The sequence below is a fragment of the Vibrio hepatarius genome (assembly GCF_043642085.1).
Lineage (GTDB): Bacteria > Pseudomonadota > Gammaproteobacteria > Enterobacterales > Vibrionaceae > Vibrio > Vibrio hepatarius_C.
On the sequence record NZ_JBHZSA010000005.1, the window covers coordinates 162229 to 180826 of the forward strand.

Genomic DNA, 18598 nt, shown 5'->3' on the forward strand with positions numbered 1-18598 from the left:
TTGCTACGGTTCAGGGAATCTCTAATTATTAGAATAAGTTAAGCGAATAAAAAAGCCCCAATAGGGGCTTTTGTGGTTTAGGTATAGTTTTAGTGGTCTACTGCACCGCCAGCACCTGCTGGTACACGTACGTGTTCAACCAAGTCTTTAACTTCTTGCGGAGTTTCAGCTGTTACTTTCGATACAGCGAACGCTACCACGAAGTTAAATACCGCACCAATTGCACCAAATGCGTTTGGCTCAATGCCTAGGAACCAGTTGCTACCCCAGCTTTCTAGGTATTTCCAGTCAGCAACAAATAGGATGCCTTTGTGTTGGAATACGTAGAATAGCGTGATACTGATACCCGCAATCATACCTGCGATTGCACCTTCTTTGTTAATACCTTTGCTGAAGATACCCATCATCAACGCAGGGAAGATTGAGGATGCGGCGAGACCGAAGGCCAGTGCTACCGTACCTGCTGCAAAGCCTGGCGGGTTGAGGCCGAGATAACCTGCCACCGCAATCGCCACTGCCATGGAGATTCGACTGGCGAGCAGCTCTTTCTTCTCAGAGATATTTGGATTAATGACGCCTTTGATTAAGTCATGGGATATCGCCGACGAGATAGCCAACAATAGACCTGCCGCCGTTGATAGTGCCGCTGCTAGACCGCCCGCTGCCACAAGTGCGATTACCCAGTTAGGTAGTTTCGCAATTTCAGGGTTAGCCAGTACCATGATGTCACGGTCAACTTTAAGCTCGTTGGTTGCTGCGCTAGATGTGTATTGGATTACGCCGTCGCCGTTCTTATCATCAAAGCCTAGTAGACCTGTTTTCTCCCAGTTCTTAAACCAGTCAGGACGCTCATCATAAGCAAGGTGTTGGCCAGGAGCAGGGTTAACTGTATCCATTAGGTTTAAGCGAGCCATTGCAGATACCGCTGGAGCAGTTGTGTATAGGATCGCGATGAACAGTAGTGCCCAACCTGCTGATGTACGTGCGTCACGTACTTTCGGTACAGTGAAGAAACGGATGATTACGTGTGGTAGACCTGCAGTACCAATCATTAGTGACATTGTGTAAACAAACATGTTTAACGTATCGCCACGGACTTGGGTGGTGTATTCACTAAAGCCGAGCTCGGTGACCACTTGATCGAGCCTATCGAGCAGATAGACATCGGTGCCTTGAATGGTACTCCCTAGACCAATTTGAGGTAGAGGGTGACCAGTGAGTTGCAGAGAGATAAAGATTGCAGGAATAGTGTAAGCTAAAATGAGTACGCAATATTGAGCAATCTGCGTGTACGTGATGCCTTTCATGCCGCCCATAACCGCGTACATAAATACGATACACATACCGATCAGTAGGCCAGTAGAGTAGTCTACTTCTAGGAAACGACCGAACGCGACACCAACACCTTTCATCTGACCGATAACGTAAGTTACTGATGCGATGATTAGACACACAACCGCTACGATACGTGCTGCGTTTGAGTAGAAACGTTCACCTACGAACTCTGGTACAGTGAACTTGCCGAACTTACGTAGGTAAGGTGCAAGTAGTAGTGCTAGAAGTACGTAACCGCCAGTCCAACCCATGAGGAATACGGAGCCGCCGTAACCCATAAAGGCGATAAGACCAGCCATAGAGATAAATGATGCTGCTGACATCCAGTCTGCTGCTGTTGCCATGCCGTTCGCGATTGGGTTTACACCACCGCCCGCAACATAGAACTCTTTAGTTGATCCAGCACGAGCCCAAATCGCAATACCGATGTAAAGGATAAAGGTCGCACCAACAACGAGGTAAGTGATAGTTTTCAAATCCATCTGAGTGTCTCCTTACTCATCTACGCCGAATTCACGGTCGATTTGGCGCATTTTCCACGCGTAGTAGAAAATAATACCTAGGAAGGCATAGATTGAGCCTTGTTGAGCAAACCAGAATCCTAGCTTGTAACCACCTAGTTGAAATTGATTGAGTTGATCGACAAATAAGATGCCGCAGCCGAAAGAAACGACAAACCAGATAACCATTAACGTGATCATTAGTTTTACGTTCTTATCCCAATAGGCTTTGGCTTTATCCTGACTTTCAAATGCCATTGCCGCCTCCTTACGATTGATATGGGTTGTTAAAAAAATGTTTCACCATCTACATTAGCAAGGGGGTGGCAAGAACTCTTTTCAACTTTAGTCGCGGCGAGAAAAACAAAAAGCGCCCATATAACGGGCGCTTAGTAAAAGGCGTATTGATTTTTGTGATGTTAACGTTGTGTTAAATTAGCCTAAAGTCTAACGTTTCATCTTTAAATCGCTCAATTTTTATTAGGCTAAGTAGAAATCTTTGATCCCCATCAGCAGATTATTTACTGCAACCGCTGCCAAAATCAGTCCCATGACGCGACTGATAATCGCTGCACCGACATTACCAATCCATTTCTGAATATGGGTTGCGCCGAGGAGTAATAGTAGCGTAATTAGCAATACCGCTACCATGACGCCGGCAGTGATGCTTTGATCGATCAGTGAAAAACGGTGGTTATCGGTCAGCATAACAATCGCCATCATCGCGCCAGGAGAAGCAATCGATGGAATCGCTAATGGGTAGACTGCCAAGTCCGCTAAATCTGAGTGGCTAACTTCTTTCGACAGTTTGGTTTCCTGTTCTGGTTTAGACTCACCAAAAATCATCGTAAGGGCGAACAGCAGCAGCACTAACCCCCCTGCAGCCTGAAAGGCTGGCAATGGAATTTGCATTGCTTCGAGGAGCAACTGTCCTATGAGTAGGAAAAACAGCAAAACCCCCGTAGCGATAGCGACCGCTTTTAATGCGACCAGTCGACGCTGTTTAGCGGACAAATGCTGAGTTTGGGATAGGTAAACGGGAACGGAGCCAATTGGGTCGATCACCGCCCAAAGAACAACGAATTGTGTAATTAAGATGCTTAACAAGAGAAGTACTCCCAGAGTTGACGAACAGAGGGGTAAATCAGATTGTCGCCTGATGCCCTCATATTAACAGAATTCTGAGAGTAATAATGTAATTTTTGGTAACTTAAATTTCAGATTCTAGCTGTTGCAACAATATTACTGCTTGAGTTCGATTTTTTACGCCTAACTTTCTGAAAATAGCTGTCATATGGGCTTTGATAGTCGCTTCAGATACATTTAACTCATAAGCAATTTGCTTATTGAGTAGTCCATCAGATAGCATTCCAAGAACTTTGTATTGTTGAGGTGTTAAAGTCGCTATTTTTTCAGCTAAATCATTACAGGCTGCATTGTTGGTGATTAAGCCTTCTGGGAAGAAGGGGTCGCCATTGAGGACTTGGTTGAGTGCACTGACCAGTTCACGCATATCGCTTGATTTAGGAATAAAGCCAAACGCACCATGACTTTTCACCTGAGTGACGACCGCGGGTTCTTCACTGGCAGAAACGACAACAATCGGTAAATCGGGGTACTCAGCACGCAGTTGGATTAGGCCTGACATACCGTTGGCACCTGGCATTTTCAGATCAAGCAATAATAAATCAGGTTCATCTTCTTTTTTAAGTAGTGAAAGCAGTGCCTCTAAAGAGTCAGCTTCGAGCAGGTTGGCACCACTCACTGCCATGTGCACTGATTGGAAGAGTGCATTACGAAATAGCGGGTGATCATCTGCAATGATAATGGTGTAAGTCGAATCCATGACGTTAACTACTTATGAGTGTTTGGTTAATGGAATTATTGTCATCTTTACGATTGTGGACAATATTTATCCGCTAAAAGTCTGAACTGTATCGGGTTTTATTAGCAAAATTGCATATAGATACCAACCTTAAAAAATAAATAAGTACTTGCTCACTTTGGTTGGTACTTGATCGCGAAGGTTCGTTTGTTGCCACATACAATAACGCCAGCATAGACGCTGGCGTTGTTTGAATTGCTTAAAAGTTATGGCTATCCAAATGCTTGAGGAAGGTCTCTTCATTCATAAAGCCAGTAATGCGAGCGTTTGAAATTGGCTCGCCATTGGCATTCCAAAACTCAATTGTCGGTAGGCCAAGCACGCGCATTTCTTTCAGTAGTTCAATGTCTTGCGGTTGGTTACGCGTGACATCCGCTTGCAGTAAAACGAAGTTTTTCAGCTGAGCTTCCACCGCTGGCTGGTGGAAGGTGTACTTCTCAAACTCTTTACAAGCCACACACCAATCGGCGTAGAAATCGAGCATCACGGGTTTCCCAGCAAGCTTGGCGCTTACTAACTGCTGATTTAACTCTTCAATATTGCTGATTTGGATAAACTCAATCTGACTTTTCTGCTCTACCACACTGTTACCAAAGTAGTAATTCAGCGCTGGTTGAGCTGAAGCAAATAGACCAAGCACAGCAATGATGCCGACTACGCTTTGCTTCCAACCACCAAACGGCAGTGAGTTTTTAACATGGTATAACCAGCCAAAGGCAGCGATACCTAACCCTGACCAAAGCACAGTTGCCCATAGCTCAGGCATGATTCGCTCTAGGAGGAAGATAGGCGCTGCAAGTAGGATAAAGCCAAACAAAGTCTTCACACGATCCATCCAGTTACCAGCTTTTGGCAGCAGTTTGTTGCCAAATACGGCCACTAACATCAGCGGGATGCCCATTCCCATCGCTAAGGCATACAAAGCAATACCACCAGTAAACAGATCGCCGCTTTGAGCGACATAAAGCAGTGCTCCCGAAAGTGGCGCGGTGGTACATGGTGAGCAAACCAGACCAGAAATCGCACCCATGGCAAACACACCAAGTGAGCTGCCGCCTTTCTGTTTATTACTTAGATTGTTTAACCAAGTCTGTGCACTGCTTGGCAATTGAATGGTATACAAACCAAACATTGAAAGCGCCAACGCGACAAACAGAACACTAAGACCAATCAAAACATAAGGGTGCTGCATGGCTGCTTGGAATTGCATGCCAGCCGATGCCACCACCAGTCCGAGCAAGGTGTATGTGAGCGCCATGCCTTGGACATAAATAAAGGCTAGACCCAATGCGCGAGTATGGCTGAGTTTACCGCTGCCCAATACGATACTGGTTAAGATTGGGTACATCGGCAGTACACATGGTGTAAATGCTAGACCAACACCTAAAGCTAAAAACAGCAGTGGGGTCCACCAATTGTCACCAAGCTTTGAAGCTAGATTGGATTCACTTGATACAGGCGTTGATGTGCTTTCTTGAGTGGGCGTTACTTGAGGCTCTGCTGCTTTTTGACTCGGAATTACAGCACTTGGCTCCTGGTAGTCAAAGCTGGTTAGCTCGACAACTCGTGTTTCTGGTGGGTAACAGAAGCCAGCTTTCGCACAGCCTTGATATTGAACAATCAGGCGAGCACCTTCTTGATAATTGCTCAGTGGTACTTCAACAAACAGCGGCGTGGTGTAGATGTTGACCTCACCAAAGAACTCATCTTTGTAGGGTTCACCATCGCGCATCTCAACATCGCCTAACGTGACATTCTCGCCGCTGACCGAAATACGATGTTGGTAAAGGTAGTAATCGTCTTTTACTTGCCAATCAATCAGGACATGATTGCCTTGCTGAAAAGCGTTAAATTGAAAAGCTTCATCTACAGGGACAAAGGTATTGTTGCTATTACCAAAGCTCGGTGCTGAATTTGAATTGCCAAACAGCGCCATTGCCGGTGCGGAAATGACAGAAAGAGACAGCAAAATTAGAGAGAAGACGAAGCGCATAAAAGAGTCACTTGAGTTAAATTTTCATCATTTTAACTCAATAAGACAGAGGGTAGGGGGAATAAGTTTCACCTTAAGAAAATTATTCTGTAGTTCGAGAGGTTGCTCTAAAGGCGACTGCGCTAGAGTGGCTGCCGCCTTAAAAGATTAAGCGACACCTAACCTTGCTCGAACGACACGCTCACAGGCGTCGATATGGTCGGTATCTTTAGGAATAACCAGCACAGTATCGTTACCACCAACGGTGCCTAGGATCTCGGTGTGAGGGTCAATATCCACTAAGCGGGCAACAAGCTGGGCACTACCAGGGTGAGTCTTAACCACCACCATAGCTTGGTTATGAGTAATAAACTCAATTTGAGAAGAAATAGAGGATTCAACACGCACAGGCGCGGTTTCTACCGTAATACAGTACACCTTTTTACCGCAGGCATTTTGTACTTTTACGACCCCAAGCTGAGACAGGAGTCTGGATACTGTAGATTGGCTAATACCTTGGAAACCAATATTGACCAACGCTTCTCGCAACTCATTTTGGGTTGTGAAACTCTGTTGCTGTAATAAACGTTTGCAGGCAGCTGTCAGCGTTTTATCTTCGCTGTAATCAATGACACTAGGGTTTAGAGTTTCACTCATGAGAACTCCTTAAAACATGACGTAATAATCAATCGTCCATGTGGCTATTTGGGCACTCAGATCCATGTAAGTGCAATCCATCTGTGAGCGGTCACTCTTTGGTGACTTAATTTTTATTATTAGTCTACCACCAAAGTATATGCGGCTTTGTGAATGGGATCGCCAAATAAAAAACTATTCAAGTAACTGTAATTAGGAGTGAATTCTGTCTGTTTGCGGATATTTATTCCGAGGGTGGCATAAATATCCGCATGATTTTATCGCGAGGAATCGCAACCTAGATGGGGTGGTGTTAGCGAGCTTCTGTCATGATTTCACGAGAGAATACTTTTTCACAGTAGTGACATTTTAGCTGCACATTGTCATGTTTTTCTTGCACCTTAAAGCGACTTTCTACTGGTTCACCATGTGAAATACAGTTGCTGTTCGGGCATTCAAAAACACTTTCAATACTGTCAGGAAGCGCCAAGTTGAGTTTATTGACCACCTTGTACTCTTCAATCTGGTTTACCGTTGCTTTCGGTGCGTAAAGAGCTAACTGGTTAGCTTGCTCTTTAGTTAGATAGATATTCTCAATCTTGATCAGATCTTTCGCCCCTAGCGCTGAAGATGGCAGGTTAAGACCAATCGTAATGCGCTGATTCGACTTATGCATTTTGAACAGCTTAAGCACCTTAATACCAATATTGGCAGGGATATGGTCGATCACAGAGCCATTGCGAATCGCTTCTACCTGAAGTTGAGTTTCTTTCACCATGATATCTCTCCTGCAATTAAATGGTTTGGTTTAGAACGAGAGCCAGTAGCGCTTCACGAGCGTAAACGCCGTTTTCTGCTTGCTCGAAGTAGTAAGCGTGTTTGGTTTTGTCGACATCTACTGTGATTTCGTCAACACGTGGCAGTGGGTGAAGCACTTTTAGATTATCGCGTGCGCCCTCTAGCGTTGCTGCTGTTAAGATGAATGCTGACTTCATATGAGCATATTCAGACTCATCAAAACGCTCTTTCTGTACGCGCGTCATGTACAGCACATCCAGCTCAGGCACCACTTCTTCAATATTGCTGTGCATGCTGAATGTAATGCCAGACTCTTCAAGCTCTTCACAGATGTAGTCCGGCATCGCCAGTGCGTCTGGTGCGATGAAGAAGAAACGGACATTGTTAAACTTCGCCAGAGCTTGGGTTAGTGAATGAACGGTACGGCCGTATTTTAAGTCGCCGACGAACGCGACGTTAAGGTTGTCTAACGTGCCTTGAGTTTCGTAGATCGAGAATAGGTCGAGTAGTGTTTGTGTTGGGTGTTGGTTCGCGCCGTCACCACCGTTGATGATAGGCACACCGTTAGAGAATTCAGAAGCCAGACGTGCTGCGCCTTCTTGTGGGTGACGCATAACAAACGCATCCACATACGAAGCAATAACTTGTACTGAGTCAGCCAATGTTTCGCCTTTTTTCGCCAGTGAGGTGTTACCACCGTTATCAAAACCAATCACGCTGCCACCCAAACGTTCGACAGCCGTTTCAAATGAAAGGCGAGTTCGAGTTGATGGCTCAAAGAAGCAGCTTGCCACTACTTTGTGCTTCAATAGTTCCGGATTGGGTTCAGCTTTTAATCTTGCTGCCGTATCGACGATAAGCTCTAGCTCTTCACGGCTGAGCTCAGGGATGGAGATAATGTGCTTATTAAATAACGAATGCGCCATAGCAATGTTTCCTAGTCGTGATTTACAGACAAAAAAAAGCCCCCTAAAAATAGGAGGCTTAAATTGGATTGAATGAGAAAAATAAAACAGCAACTGTCCCTGATTCAGGGCGCTTTCTCGTACAACGATAAGTAGCGGTCAGCAGTTTCATTTTTCACTCCAAAGACAAATTGCGGAGGATTATACGCACAAAAAAACGCCGCGCAAGCGTTTGCGAAAAGTATCCAAAAATTGGATTTTTATGCGAATTTCGCATCTTTTCGAAACTTTTAATCAACCTTTGGTGGATCTTGCTTGAGGGCGTTTTTGTGTTTAAATCACCAAATCATCGATGAAAAAAAATGCGGGCTTTATTCAAAGAGAAATGTATCCCTTATCCTGCCACCCGCATTTCCCTGCAGAAATACTCTTCATATTTGAAACTGTAGCGGCGTTAACTGTATTCATTCGCTCCAATCATTTAGCGGACTAAACTCAGGAAGACTCATTCATTTGTTGCCTTGCTACAGCTCCAACTATTTTGAGTATTAGCTGCGACTAGTGGTGATTAATCACCTAGTGTCGCAACCATTACCGCTTTGATTGTGTGCATGCGGTTTTCAGCTTCATCGAATACGATAGAGTGTTTAGACTCAACCACTTCATCGGTTACTTCCACGCCATCTTTTAGTTGAGGGTATTCTGCTGCTAGTTGTTTACCAACGGTAGTATCTTCGCCGTGGAACGCTGGCAGGCAGTGCATGAATTTCACATGTGGGTTGCCCGTTGCTTTTAGCATGTCCATGTTCACTTGGTAAGGCATCATTAGGTTGATGCGCTCAGCCCAAGCTTCTTTCGCTTCACCCATAGATACCCAAACGTCAGTGTATAGGTAATCACAACCTTGAACGCCTTCTTGCACGTCTTCAGTAAGCGTGATTTTCGCACCTGTTTCTTCAGCGATTTCGCGACATGTTGCTACTAGCTCTTCTTCTGGCCAGAACGCTTTAGGTGCCACTAGACGGATGTCCATGCCCATTTTCGCTGCGCCAACCATTAGCGAGTTGCCCATGTTGTTGCGTGCATCACCTAGGTAAGCAAACTTCATTTCGTGTAGCTGCTTGCCGCGGCCGTGTTCCATCATGGTTAGGAAGTCAGCTAGGATTTGAGTTGGGTGGAATTCGTCTGTTAGGCCGTTCCATACTGGTACGCCAGCGTATGCGCCTAGCTCTTCAACGATCTCTTGACCGAAACCACGGTACTCGATGCCGTCGTACATGCGACCAAGCACGCGAGCTGTATCTTTCATTGACTCTTTGTGACCGATTTGAGAACCAGATGGGCCTAAGTAAGAAACTTGAGCGCCTTGGTCAAATGCTGCAACTTCAAATGCGCAACGCGTACGAGTCGATGTTTTCTCGAATATTAGCGCAATGTTTTTACCTTTTAGACGAGGTTGCTCATAGCCGTTGTATTTTGCTTTTTTCAGTTCCGCAGAAAGATCCAAGAAGTGTTGGATTTCACGTGGAGTAAAGTCTAATAGTTTTAGGAAGTTACGGTTACGTAGGTTAAAAGCCATGATGTTTTCCTTCTTTGTTTTGTATGCGCTCTCTTGGTTGCAGGGAAAGAGGTAAGAAAGCGCACAAGGTAATTGGTTTTAAATAACTAATGTTTATTTAGGGCCTAGCCTTTAGTGATGTTAGTGCCGGCTGTGCCTTGAAGAATTTGCAGGCCATCTTGCAGTGAGCCGATACCCACCACTTTGCCGCCTTGCTTAATGAACTCGCACGATGCTTCGATTTTTGGCCCCATAGAACCGGCATCAAATTGGTATTTCGCCAGTTCGCTTGGGGTAGTGCTACGCAGTGCATGTTGAGTTGGTTTGCCCCAATCTAGGAAAACTGCGTCGGCATCGGTCAGGATAAGCAGTGCATCGGCGTCTAACTGTTTCGCTAGGAATGCTGCTGACATATCTTTGTCGATAACCGCTTCAACACCGACTAACTTGCCGTTTTCACGTTTCACTGGAATACCGCCACCGCCAGTACAAATCACTAAGTGACCTTGTTCGATAAGTGCAGTGATCGCTTCATGCTCGATAATGCCCGTTGGTTGTGGGCTTGGTACCACGCGGCGGAAGTGTTGGCCGTCTGGCTTGATTGTCCAGTGGTACTTCTCAGCCAGTTCACGCGCTTCAGCTTCTTCGTAAATTGGGCCAATTGGCTTAGTTGGGTCAGCGAATGCAGGATCTTTTGGATCGACTGTCATTTGGGTCAACATGCAAGTAGCGTTAATGTTAGGCATTTGGTTTTTGAATTCTTGCATCAGCATGTAGCCGATCATGCCTTGAGTTTCACTGCCCAATACGTCTAGTGGGTAAGGCGCGACTTTTTTGTATTCCAAGCCTTGCAGGGCTAGTAAGCCAACTTGTGGGCCGTTACCGTGCACAAGTACTACGTTGTACTCTTGAGCGATCTCAGAAATGGTTTTTACCGCGATTTCAATATTGTGGCGCTGCACATCTGCTTCTAACGGTTCACCGCGGCGAAGAAGAGCGTTACCACCTAGTGCTACAACTACAGTTTGTTTAGTCATTGCTGTTATCTCTTTGCAGGGGGCAGGAGAAAGTTCCCTCCTGCCAAATCAACTGGTTACTTAAATGCCGTCACGTTCGATTGGGCAGCTCATGCAGCGAGCGCCGCCGCGACCACGACCTAGCTCATCACCTGGGATAGGTAGCACTGTGATGCCTGCTTTGTCGTATTTCTCGTTGGTGTAAGTGTTGCCTTCGTAGCCGATAACCACGCCAGGTTTCACAGTAAGTACGTTGTTCGCGTCGTTCCACTGCTCACGTTCTGCGTGGAAGTTGTCACCACCGGTTGTGATAAGGTTTAGCTTGTCTACGCCAAGTGCTTTTTCGATAGCCGTGACGAAGTAGCCTTCTTCTTTGACATTGACTGCGCCAGACTCATCACCAGTTAGGCTCCAGCATTTAACGTCTTTACGCACTACTTCTGGGTACACAGAGAAAGTATCTTCGTTCATGTGCGTCATTACGGTATCTAGGTGCATGCAAGAGCGGTGTTTCGGTAGCTCCATTGCAATGATTTGCTTCGCTTGACCATGTTTGAATAAGCCTGATGCTAAGTGCTCAACACCTTGCGCAGTAGTACGTTCAGACATACCGATAAGTACTGTGCCGCGACCGATAACCAACACGTCACCGCCTTCGATGGTAGAGTTGTCGTAGTTGATGTTTTCGTCATCGCCAAAGTACTTAATGAAGTCTTGGCCCGCGAATGTTGGGTGCCAGCGGTAGATAGCGCGAACATGGTTGGTTTCACGTTGACGAGCTGGTTTCGCCATTGGGTTGATAGATACGCCACCGTATACCCAGCATGAAGTGTCACGAGTAAATAGGTGGTTCGGTAGTGGCTCAATGATGAAGTCTGTTGGCGCGTGAAGACCTTGCAACATAGAAGAAGACTTCATTGGCATTTCAGCGTAAGACAGACCACCGGTTAGGATCTTCGCTAGCTCTAGGTTTGGAAGGTCACCCAGGTAGCAGCGCACGTCGTTAGCAAATGTTTTACCTAAACGGTAGTCAGAAACCTGACGGCTTAGCAGCCAATCTTTTGCTTCTGGCACTGCAAGCGTATCAGCAAGAAGGTCAGTCAGCAGTAGAACCTCAACACCTTGGTCACGTAGCGTTTGAGTAAACACATCGTGCTCTTTACCTGCACGTTCTACAGCAAGCACATCATCAAACAGTAGGTCGTGACAGTTAGAAGGTGTTAAGTGAGTGAGAGCGCGTCTAGGACGGTGAACAAGAACGCGACGTAATTGACCGATTTCAGAACCTACGTATAACTTACTCATGATCGTATCTCTCTTATATTTCTTTAATTAGTTTTAATTTAAAAAACTAATAATTAATTTGTAGGGAATAGAAGCGTGAATTTATTTATTCACTTATTTTGTTTCTGGAATTCATATTACGCCTGTTGGCAGGGGATTCTTAGAGGTCAATCACAGTTCGTTTTTTATGCTCTAGGCCTTGATTTACAAGGGTTTTAACAATATCTATTCACTTGTTGCCTGGATGTGAATGCCCTATTTAGGTAGCTTATTGGGAAGTTTATGCATCACTTTATGCGTAGGATTAGATTAGCGGTGTTTAACAGGAAGAATATTCAATTTAAATAGCTTGATAAAAAAGTGAATAGATTAGAAATATGCACTATAAGTTCCTAGTTAAGTGGTTTTGAATAGTAAATTAGCCCTCTGGTAACAAAACTTTTGATAATAAATTTGTTCTGGATCACATTGGTTATTTAAAATACGCCAAACACTAAAATAAGATTGATTAATAGAGTTAATTAATAGCGATAGTTTTTCTTATTAATAAATATCGGGAAATATAGGATTTATTGAATGGTGTTATTTGAATTAATCATTCCATAGTTCAGCGAAGGAGTTAATTTGGGTCATTCCATAGAGCGACGCAGGAGCGAGTAGGGAATATCTAAAAGAGTGCGACGAGCGCTAAGAGATCCCCAACTCGTTCGTTCCTCACTCTTGAGGATGACAGTGCTGTAGTGAGAAGGAGATTTGTGGTCATTCCACAGAGCGACGCAGAAGAGAGTAGGGAATCTCTAGACGGGTCTTACCTAGCCTAGATACGAGAAAAGCCGCACTAGGGCGGCTTTGGGAGAGGGCTCACTTCCTGTGAGCCGGGTAAGGAAAAGAAACGATTAACTTAGATTAGCGCGGCAATACTTAGACATACGATGCAGAACAGAGTCAGAATCGCGAGCAGTGGTGCTACCCATTTCACCCAGCGAACGTAAGGGACGCGAGCGATAGCCAGACCACCCATTACCACCGCTGATGTCGGCGTAATTAAGTTCACTAGACCTGAAGCAGACTGGTAAGCAGTAATCACAAGCTCACGACCCACACCAGCAAAGTCAGCAAGTGGTGCCATGATTGGCATCGTTAGTACCGCTAGACCTGACGTTGAAGGTACTAGGAATGACAGTAGAATTTCTAGGAAGAACATTACGTTAATGAAGACTACAGACGATAGGCCTGTCACCATTTGCTCTGCAGAGAACAAGATAGTATCGGTGATCATACCGCGGTCCATTACCACTACGATACCGCGAGCAATACCGATAATCAGTGCGACACCCAGTAGGTCACGAGCGCCGTCGATAAAGCTATTGGTAAAGTCTTCTTCACTCATGCGAGCCACTAGACCAACAAGAATCGTTGCCGCTAGGAACATAGCTGAGATCTCAGCCATCCACCATCCTGCAACGGATACACCGTAAATCATTACCCCGAATGAACCACCGAAGATAGTTAGGATAACTTTACGCGTTGTTGTGAACTCTAGAGAGCCGCCATCTTGGTTGCCAAGGAAGTGCGCCTTGTTCTCTTCGTACTTATCGTAAACGATAGACTTGCTTTGGTCTTCACGAACCATGCGAGCGTAACGCATCACGTAAGCAACACAGATACCGTAGCCAATCACTAGCATGATTGCACGTAGCATGATGCCATCGGTAAAAGGAATGCCAGAAGCGTTGGCAGCGATAACCGTCGCAAATGGGTTAATAGTAGAGCCTAGTACACCGATACCCGCGCCGAGCAGTACAGTCGCTGCGGCAACTAGTGGGTCAAAGCGTGCTGCCATCATCACAGGAACCAGTAGAGTGTAGAAAGGCAATGATTCTTCCGCCATGCCATAGACAGTACCACCGGCTGCAAACAGTGCCATCAAGATAGGAATCATCATCTCTTCTCTACCTTGCAAGCGATGGGTAACACGCTCGATACCCGCATCAATTGCGCCTGTCTTGGTTACTAGACCTAGGAAACCGCCGATGATAAGAATGAAAAGAGAAACATCGATTGCAGCAGCTTCATAGCTATTGTGGTCGTAGAAGCCATCAATCGGTGCTAGCAGAACATCAATCACACCTTGAGGGTTACCTTCAACGGTCTGATAGGTGCCAGTGACAGGAACCTCACGACCTAGGTCTTCATTCATGGCACGGTCGTATTGACCTGCGGGAACGATCCAAGTCAGCATTGCCACTAAAGCAATTAAGATAAAAAGAATGGTGTATGCAGAAGGGAATTTAAAGTTGGCAAAGAAGCCACCTTTTTTTTCTTCGGTCGGTACAGTTTGGGTTGTCATGGCTATCTCCTTACTTTTATTTATATACCGATAAATAAAAGTGAATCAGCGACTCATCGTTATTAAAAATAAAATAACTCTGTAGGGAAGTTATTGGTAATTGGAATTCTTATATAGGCTTCTTGCCTGTTGGGACTATTTTAATCCGAGGTTGGAAAGGTAACTTTGTGGGTCTTCACAAAAATATAGACCCTTCCTTTGTGTGGTTTTTCACATAAGATTAAGTGGAGACTAATTGTTTGAAATAGTCGGATTAATATTCTTTTGTTTGGCGGAGTTTTCTTCTTGGCTTAAGTGAAAATGGCTGTGGTTTAATAATAAGGGAATTTTATTCATATCGCCGGATTAAAATGCAAGATTAAATTTCGGCGCTTTTATTGATTAAAGTCAAAAATGAAATGTGAGCTAAGTACTTTTACGGTGGAGAAAATAAAAAAGGGAGCCGAAGCTCCCCATATATTCGCTTGATGCGATTAGATAAATAGACCACCAAATGTGAAGCCAAGTGCTACCGCAGAAGCAATTGTTGCTACACCAGGGATGAAGAACGGGTGGTTAAAGACGTATTTACCAATGCGTGTTGAGCCTGTGTCATCCATCTCAACCGCGGCTAGTAGCGTTGGGTAAGTTGGAAGTACGAACAGAGCACTTACAGCTGCAAATGATGCAACGGCTGTCAGTGGCGCTACACCGATTGCAAGCGCTGCTGGCATTAGAGCAACTGTCGTTGCACCTTGTGAGTAAAGCAGCATAGAGGCAAAGAACAGTACCATTGCTAGCATCCATGGGTAGTCTGCTAGTAGTGCGCCTGCGACTTCTTTAATGCCATCTACGTGTGCGTTTACGAATGTTGAACCAAGCCATGCTACACCAAGTACACAGACACATGCTGTCATACCAGAGCGGAATGTTGCCGCAGCTGGGATCTTACCTGCGTCGATTTTACAGCTCATTACGATCGCTGCTGCCGCTGCAAGCATTACCGTCATGATTGCTTCGTTGCGACCAAGCGCTGGGTTCTCGATTAGGCCAATTGAGTTTGAAATTGCCGCTGCGTAACAAACCACAAAACCAATCGCCGCTAGGAAGATGTACGTTGCTTTTTTCGCCGTCGGTAGGATCTCGCGCTGCTCATCTGTAGCGAGTTTGATTAGGCCTTTTTCTAGACGCTCTTGGTAAACAGGATCGTCTTTTAGCTCACAGCCCATGAAGTTTGCAACGAACGCACCCACCATACAGGCAACGAAGGTGGTTGGAATACACACAGCAAGTAGCGTTAGGTAATCAACACCCATTGGTGCCAGCATTGCCGCGAATGCCACAACCGCTGCCGAAATTGGCGATGCAGTGATGGCGATTTGAGATGCCACAACCGCAATAGAAAGAGGGCGAGAAGGACGAACACCTTGGCCTTTGGCTACTTCTGCAATTACTGGTAGCGTTGAGAATGCGGTGTGACCAGTACCTGCCATTAATGTCATCAAGAAGGTAACAATCGGCGCGTAAAATGTGATGCGCTCAGGGTGCTTACGCAAAAAGTTTTCAGCCACTTGTACCATCCAATCTAGACCACCGGCGACTTGCATAGCTGCAATCGCGGTAATCACTGACATGATGATCAGGATTACATCAATAGGAATGAATGCTTGGCTGGTTGGTACGCCCAATACTAACGACAGGGCGATAACACCCGCACCACCTGCTAGACCAATACCGATACCGCCGATTCGTGCCCCTAAATAGATAAAGAGCAGAACGACAAAGAGCTCTACTGCTACCATAATAATTACCTCATAAAGTTATTTTGATTCTGATTATCTAAAAACTCACCGTCTGAATGTTTAGATAATCAGAAAATAAAGACCTTGGACTGTGTATGGTTAACCGTATAAAGGCCTAAAAAAGGCCCCGTTTGGGGCCTTGTCGCTTTGCGATTACTCGTAGCGTTTCGCTTTATACGTTGGGTGCATAAAGTTTTCAACAGAAAGAATGTCATCGAGCTCTTCTTCTGTTAATAAGCCGCGCTCAAGAACCACTTCACGTACACTCTTACCTGTTTCTGCACAGATTTTACCCACAATGTCACCTTCATGGTGGCCAATGTATGGGTTTAGGTAAGTGACGATACCGATAGAGTTGTAAACGTAGTTCTCACACACTTCTTTGTTAACAGTGATGCCGTCAACACACTTGTCACGCAAGTTAACACAGGCGTTGTGGAGTAGAGAGATAGACTCAAACACGCTTTGTGCGATTACTGGTTCCATTACGTTTAGCTGTAGCTGACCGCCTTCTGCTGCGAAAGAAACCGTGTTGTCGTTACCTAGAACTTTAAAGCAAACTTGGTTTACTACTTCTGGGATAACTGGGTTTACTTTTGCTGGCATGATAGAAGAACCTGCTTGCATTTCTGGTAGGTTTAGCTCGTTTAGACCAGAGCGAGGACCAGAAGAAAGTAGACGAAGATCGTTACAAATCTTAGACAGTTTCACCGCTAGACGTTTCAGTGCGCCGTGCGTCATTACGTAAGCACCACAGTCAGACGTCGCTTCGATTAGGTCTTCTGCTGGAACCACTTCTAGGCCAGTCACTTCTGCTAGGTGTTTTACTGCCGTTGCTTGGTAACCCGCTGGTGCATTTAGACCAGTACCGATTGCGGTTGCGCCTAGGTTGATTTCTAGTAGCAGCTTAGAGGTGTAGTCTAGAGCTCGAATTTCTTCGTTTAGCGTTACTGCCCATGCGTGGAACTCTTGACCCACTGTCATAGGAACTGCGTCTTGAAGCTGAGTACGACCCATCTTCAACACACCTTTGAATTCTTGTGCTTTAAGCTCGAATGCACCTTTTAGGTATTCTATCGCTTCCATCAACTGATGAACACTGTTGTAAACCGCGATACGGAAACCCGTTGGGTATGCACAGTTCGTTGATTGGCTCTTGTTAACGTGATCGTTCGGGTTGATGAACTCATATTGGCCTTTTTCTTTGCCCATCAGTTCAAGTGCAACGTTGGCGATAACTTCGTTAGTGTTCATGTTCACTGACGTGCCCGCACCGCCTTGGAATACGTCTGATGGGAACTGATCCATGCACTTACCTGTTTCAAGGATCAAATCACACGCTTCTAGGATGTAGTTAGCAACGTCTTTTGGAATCGCACCAAGCTCTTTGTTTGCTAGTGCAGCGGCTTTCTTCGTCATCACCATACCACGGACGAATTCAGGTACGTCTGAGATAGTAGTGCTTGAAATATTGAAGTTTTCGATCGCGCGTAGAGTGTGAATGCCGTAGTACGCATCAGCTGGTACGTGGCGTTCGCCTAGTAAGTCTTCTTCGATACGAGTTGCAGGGTTAGCCGTTTTTGGAGCATCAGTTAGGGTAGCCATACAGGATCCTTAGGAATTTATTCTGATAATAAAGTTTATTTCTAGCCATTCTGTAGTGTAAGAATCCATTCGGCAGAATTTTTGGCTGTATAATCCGTCCTGACTTATGTGGCACATGATACTGTACCTAGCGTATAAAAATAGTAACTTGATCACCTTTTTCTGCTTTTGTTGAGTCAAAATTTGGTTAGATATGAACAGAGTATTAATAACCCTTTAGTGGTAGGGTTTAATTGAGTTTTTTATCACTTTCATGTCACGTTTTTTTACTGCTTTAATTTGAGCTCAAACCGCCTTGCACGTACACTGAGTACAACAAAGGAGGGCGTGTGTTTCCTATCTTATTACTACTGTTTATTTTTGTTCCTATCATCGAAATAGGCCTATTTATTCAAGTTGGTGGCTTTCTTGGACTGTGGCCAACTATCGCCTTGGTATTGATTACAGCATTCGTTGGGGCTTCCCTCGTGCGTAGCCAAGGTTTACAAACATTAATGTCGGTCCAAAACCGTCTTCAACAGGGTGAGCTTCCCGCTCAGCAAATCTTTGAAGGTGTGATGCTGGCCGTTGCAGGTGTATTGCTACTGACTCCGGGTTTTATGACCGATGCATTGGGTATGCTGGTGCTATTGCCAGCACCTCGAGCTATGATTGCCAAATACCTTATGGGTAAAATGGTGGTCAAGTCGATGGGGAGTAATGGCTTCCATGGTAGCTTTCAAGGCGACCAATTTGGTCAAAGCCCATTTGAGCAGGATCCATTTCATCGTGACGACTCACAGCAAGGTTCTACCTTTGAAGGCGAGTTTGAGCGAAAAGATGACGACGATCGCAATAGATTGAATTGATCGGTTTGATTATGAAAAAGGCGCTTTTTATAGCGCCTTTTTTTATGCCTAAAAATCAAGGCAATAGTAGAGCTATTGCTTTATTTATTAGCAAAACCTGATTTATATCAGCTAGATATTCTCAT

At 45.1% G+C, this 18598-nt stretch carries 15 protein-coding genes; 1 reads left to right on the plus strand and 14 read right to left on the minus strand.

The window, feature by feature from the left end; translation table 11 throughout:
* Positions 1–89 precede the first annotated feature (89 nt).
* The 14 genes from ACHUFZ_RS12590 to aspA all read right to left on the minus strand — a co-directional run bounded on the left by ACHUFZ_RS12590 (position 90) and on the right by aspA (position 17625).
* Positions 90–1817, minus strand: coding sequence for a sodium:solute symporter family protein (locus ACHUFZ_RS12590; protein WP_394127454.1), 1728 nt, complete (start codon positions 1815–1817; stop codon positions 90–92).
* A gap of 12 nt (positions 1818–1829) precedes the next feature.
* Positions 1830–2093: a DUF4212 domain-containing protein gene (locus ACHUFZ_RS12595; protein WP_004410602.1), complete on the minus strand. Its 264-nt coding sequence runs from the start codon at positions 2091–2093 to the stop codon at positions 1830–1832.
* Between the two features lie 222 nt (positions 2094–2315).
* Positions 2316–2942 (minus strand): MarC family protein, encoded by a 627-nt coding sequence (locus tag ACHUFZ_RS12600; RefSeq protein WP_394127455.1) that lies wholly within the window; start codon positions 2940–2942, stop codon positions 2316–2318.
* Between the two features lie 103 nt (positions 2943–3045).
* Complete coding sequence (locus tag ACHUFZ_RS12605; RefSeq protein WP_394127456.1) at positions 3046–3681, minus strand: response regulator transcription factor; 636 nt, start codon at positions 3679–3681, stop codon at positions 3046–3048.
* A 238-nt stretch (positions 3682–3919) separates the two neighbouring features.
* Positions 3920–5713 carry a protein-disulfide reductase DsbD gene (locus tag ACHUFZ_RS12610; protein ID WP_394127457.1) on the minus strand — a complete coding sequence of 598 codons (1794 nt, stop codon included), beginning with the start codon at positions 5711–5713 and terminating at the stop codon, positions 3920–3922.
* Positions 5714–5860: 147 nt separating this feature from the next.
* Positions 5861–6349: an arginine repressor gene (locus ACHUFZ_RS12615; protein ID WP_134834260.1), complete on the minus strand. Its 489-nt coding sequence runs from the start codon at positions 6347–6349 to the stop codon at positions 5861–5863.
* 292 nt (positions 6350–6641) lie between these two features.
* The gene (gene pyrI / locus ACHUFZ_RS12620) at positions 6642–7106 is read right to left on the minus strand and encodes an aspartate carbamoyltransferase regulatory subunit (protein ID WP_053438801.1); all 465 of its coding nucleotides are present in this window, start codon (positions 7104–7106) and stop codon (positions 6642–6644) included.
* Between the two features lie 16 nt (positions 7107–7122).
* Complete coding sequence (pyrB, locus tag ACHUFZ_RS12625; RefSeq protein WP_394127458.1) at positions 7123–8052, minus strand: aspartate carbamoyltransferase; 930 nt, start codon at positions 8050–8052, stop codon at positions 7123–7125.
* A gap of 547 nt (positions 8053–8599) precedes the next feature.
* Positions 8600–9610, minus strand: coding sequence for an ornithine carbamoyltransferase (locus ACHUFZ_RS12630; RefSeq protein ID WP_005470961.1), 1011 nt, complete (start codon positions 9608–9610; stop codon positions 8600–8602).
* Between the two features lie 104 nt (positions 9611–9714).
* Positions 9715–10626 (minus strand): carbamate kinase, encoded by a 912-nt coding sequence (arcC, locus tag ACHUFZ_RS12635; protein ID WP_134834262.1) that lies wholly within the window; start codon positions 10624–10626, stop codon positions 9715–9717.
* 60 nt (positions 10627–10686) lie between these two features.
* Positions 10687–11910 (minus strand): arginine deiminase, encoded by a 1224-nt coding sequence (arcA, locus tag ACHUFZ_RS12640; protein WP_004410565.1) that lies wholly within the window; start codon positions 11908–11910, stop codon positions 10687–10689.
* Between the two features lie 880 nt (positions 11911–12790).
* A complete protein-coding gene (locus ACHUFZ_RS12645) occupies positions 12791–14239 on the minus strand; it encodes a YfcC family protein (RefSeq protein WP_394127459.1) in 1449 nt (482 codons plus the stop codon).
* Positions 14240–14712: 473 nt separating this feature from the next.
* Entirely contained in the window at positions 14713–16020 is a 1308-nt protein-coding gene (locus ACHUFZ_RS12650) for an anaerobic C4-dicarboxylate transporter (RefSeq protein ID WP_134834264.1), read from the minus strand.
* Positions 16021–16173: 153 nt separating this feature from the next.
* The gene (aspA, locus tag ACHUFZ_RS12655; RefSeq protein WP_394127460.1) at positions 16174–17625 is read right to left on the minus strand and encodes an aspartate ammonia-lyase; all 1452 of its coding nucleotides are present in this window, start codon (positions 17623–17625) and stop codon (positions 16174–16176) included.
* 329 nt (positions 17626–17954) lie between these two features.
* Between aspA and ACHUFZ_RS12660 the strand changes: the two genes are divergently transcribed.
* Entirely contained in the window at positions 17955–18473 is a 519-nt protein-coding gene (locus ACHUFZ_RS12660; protein WP_394127461.1) for an FxsA family protein, read from the plus strand.
* Positions 18474–18598 lie beyond the last annotated feature (125 nt).

What these genes read in the sequence shown, in the direction of transcription:
- ACHUFZ_RS12630 (WP_005470961.1), bottom strand. Translation starts at nt 9,610, where the DNA reads ATGGCTTTTAACCTACGTAACCGTAACTTCCTAAAACTATTAGACTTT.
- ACHUFZ_RS12590 (WP_394127454.1), bottom strand. Translation starts at nt 1,817, where the DNA reads ATGGATTTGAAAACTATCACTTACCTCGTTGTTGGTGCGACCTTTATC.
- pyrI (WP_053438801.1), bottom strand. Translation starts at nt 7,106, where the DNA reads ATGGTGAAAGAAACTCAACTTCAGGTAGAAGCGATTCGCAATGGCTCT.
- ACHUFZ_RS12595 (WP_004410602.1), bottom strand. Translation starts at nt 2,093, where the DNA reads ATGGCATTTGAAAGTCAGGATAAAGCCAAAGCCTATTGGGATAAGAAC.
- arcC (WP_134834262.1), bottom strand. Translation starts at nt 10,626, where the DNA reads ATGACTAAACAAACTGTAGTTGTAGCACTAGGTGGTAACGCTCTTCTT.
- ACHUFZ_RS12645 (WP_394127459.1), bottom strand. Translation starts at nt 14,239, where the DNA reads ATGACAACCCAAACTGTACCGACCGAAGAAAAAAAAGGTGGCTTCTTT.
- ACHUFZ_RS12605 (WP_394127456.1), bottom strand. Translation starts at nt 3,681, where the DNA reads ATGGATTCGACTTACACCATTATCATTGCAGATGATCACCCGCTATTT.
- aspA (WP_394127460.1), bottom strand. Translation starts at nt 17,625, where the DNA reads ATGGCTACCCTAACTGATGCTCCAAAAACGGCTAACCCTGCAACTCGT.
- pyrB (WP_394127458.1), bottom strand. Translation starts at nt 8,052, where the DNA reads ATGGCGCATTCGTTATTTAATAAGCACATTATCTCCATCCCTGAGCTC.
- ACHUFZ_RS12650 (WP_134834264.1), bottom strand. Translation starts at nt 16,020, where the DNA reads ATGGTAGCAGTAGAGCTCTTTGTCGTTCTGCTCTTTATCTATTTAGGG.
- ACHUFZ_RS12615 (WP_134834260.1), bottom strand. Translation starts at nt 6,349, where the DNA reads ATGAGTGAAACTCTAAACCCTAGTGTCATTGATTACAGCGAAGATAAA.
- ACHUFZ_RS12610 (WP_394127457.1), bottom strand. Translation starts at nt 5,713, where the DNA reads ATGCGCTTCGTCTTCTCTCTAATTTTGCTGTCTCTTTCTGTCATTTCC.
- arcA (WP_004410565.1), bottom strand. Translation starts at nt 11,910, where the DNA reads ATGAGTAAGTTATACGTAGGTTCTGAAATCGGTCAATTACGTCGCGTT.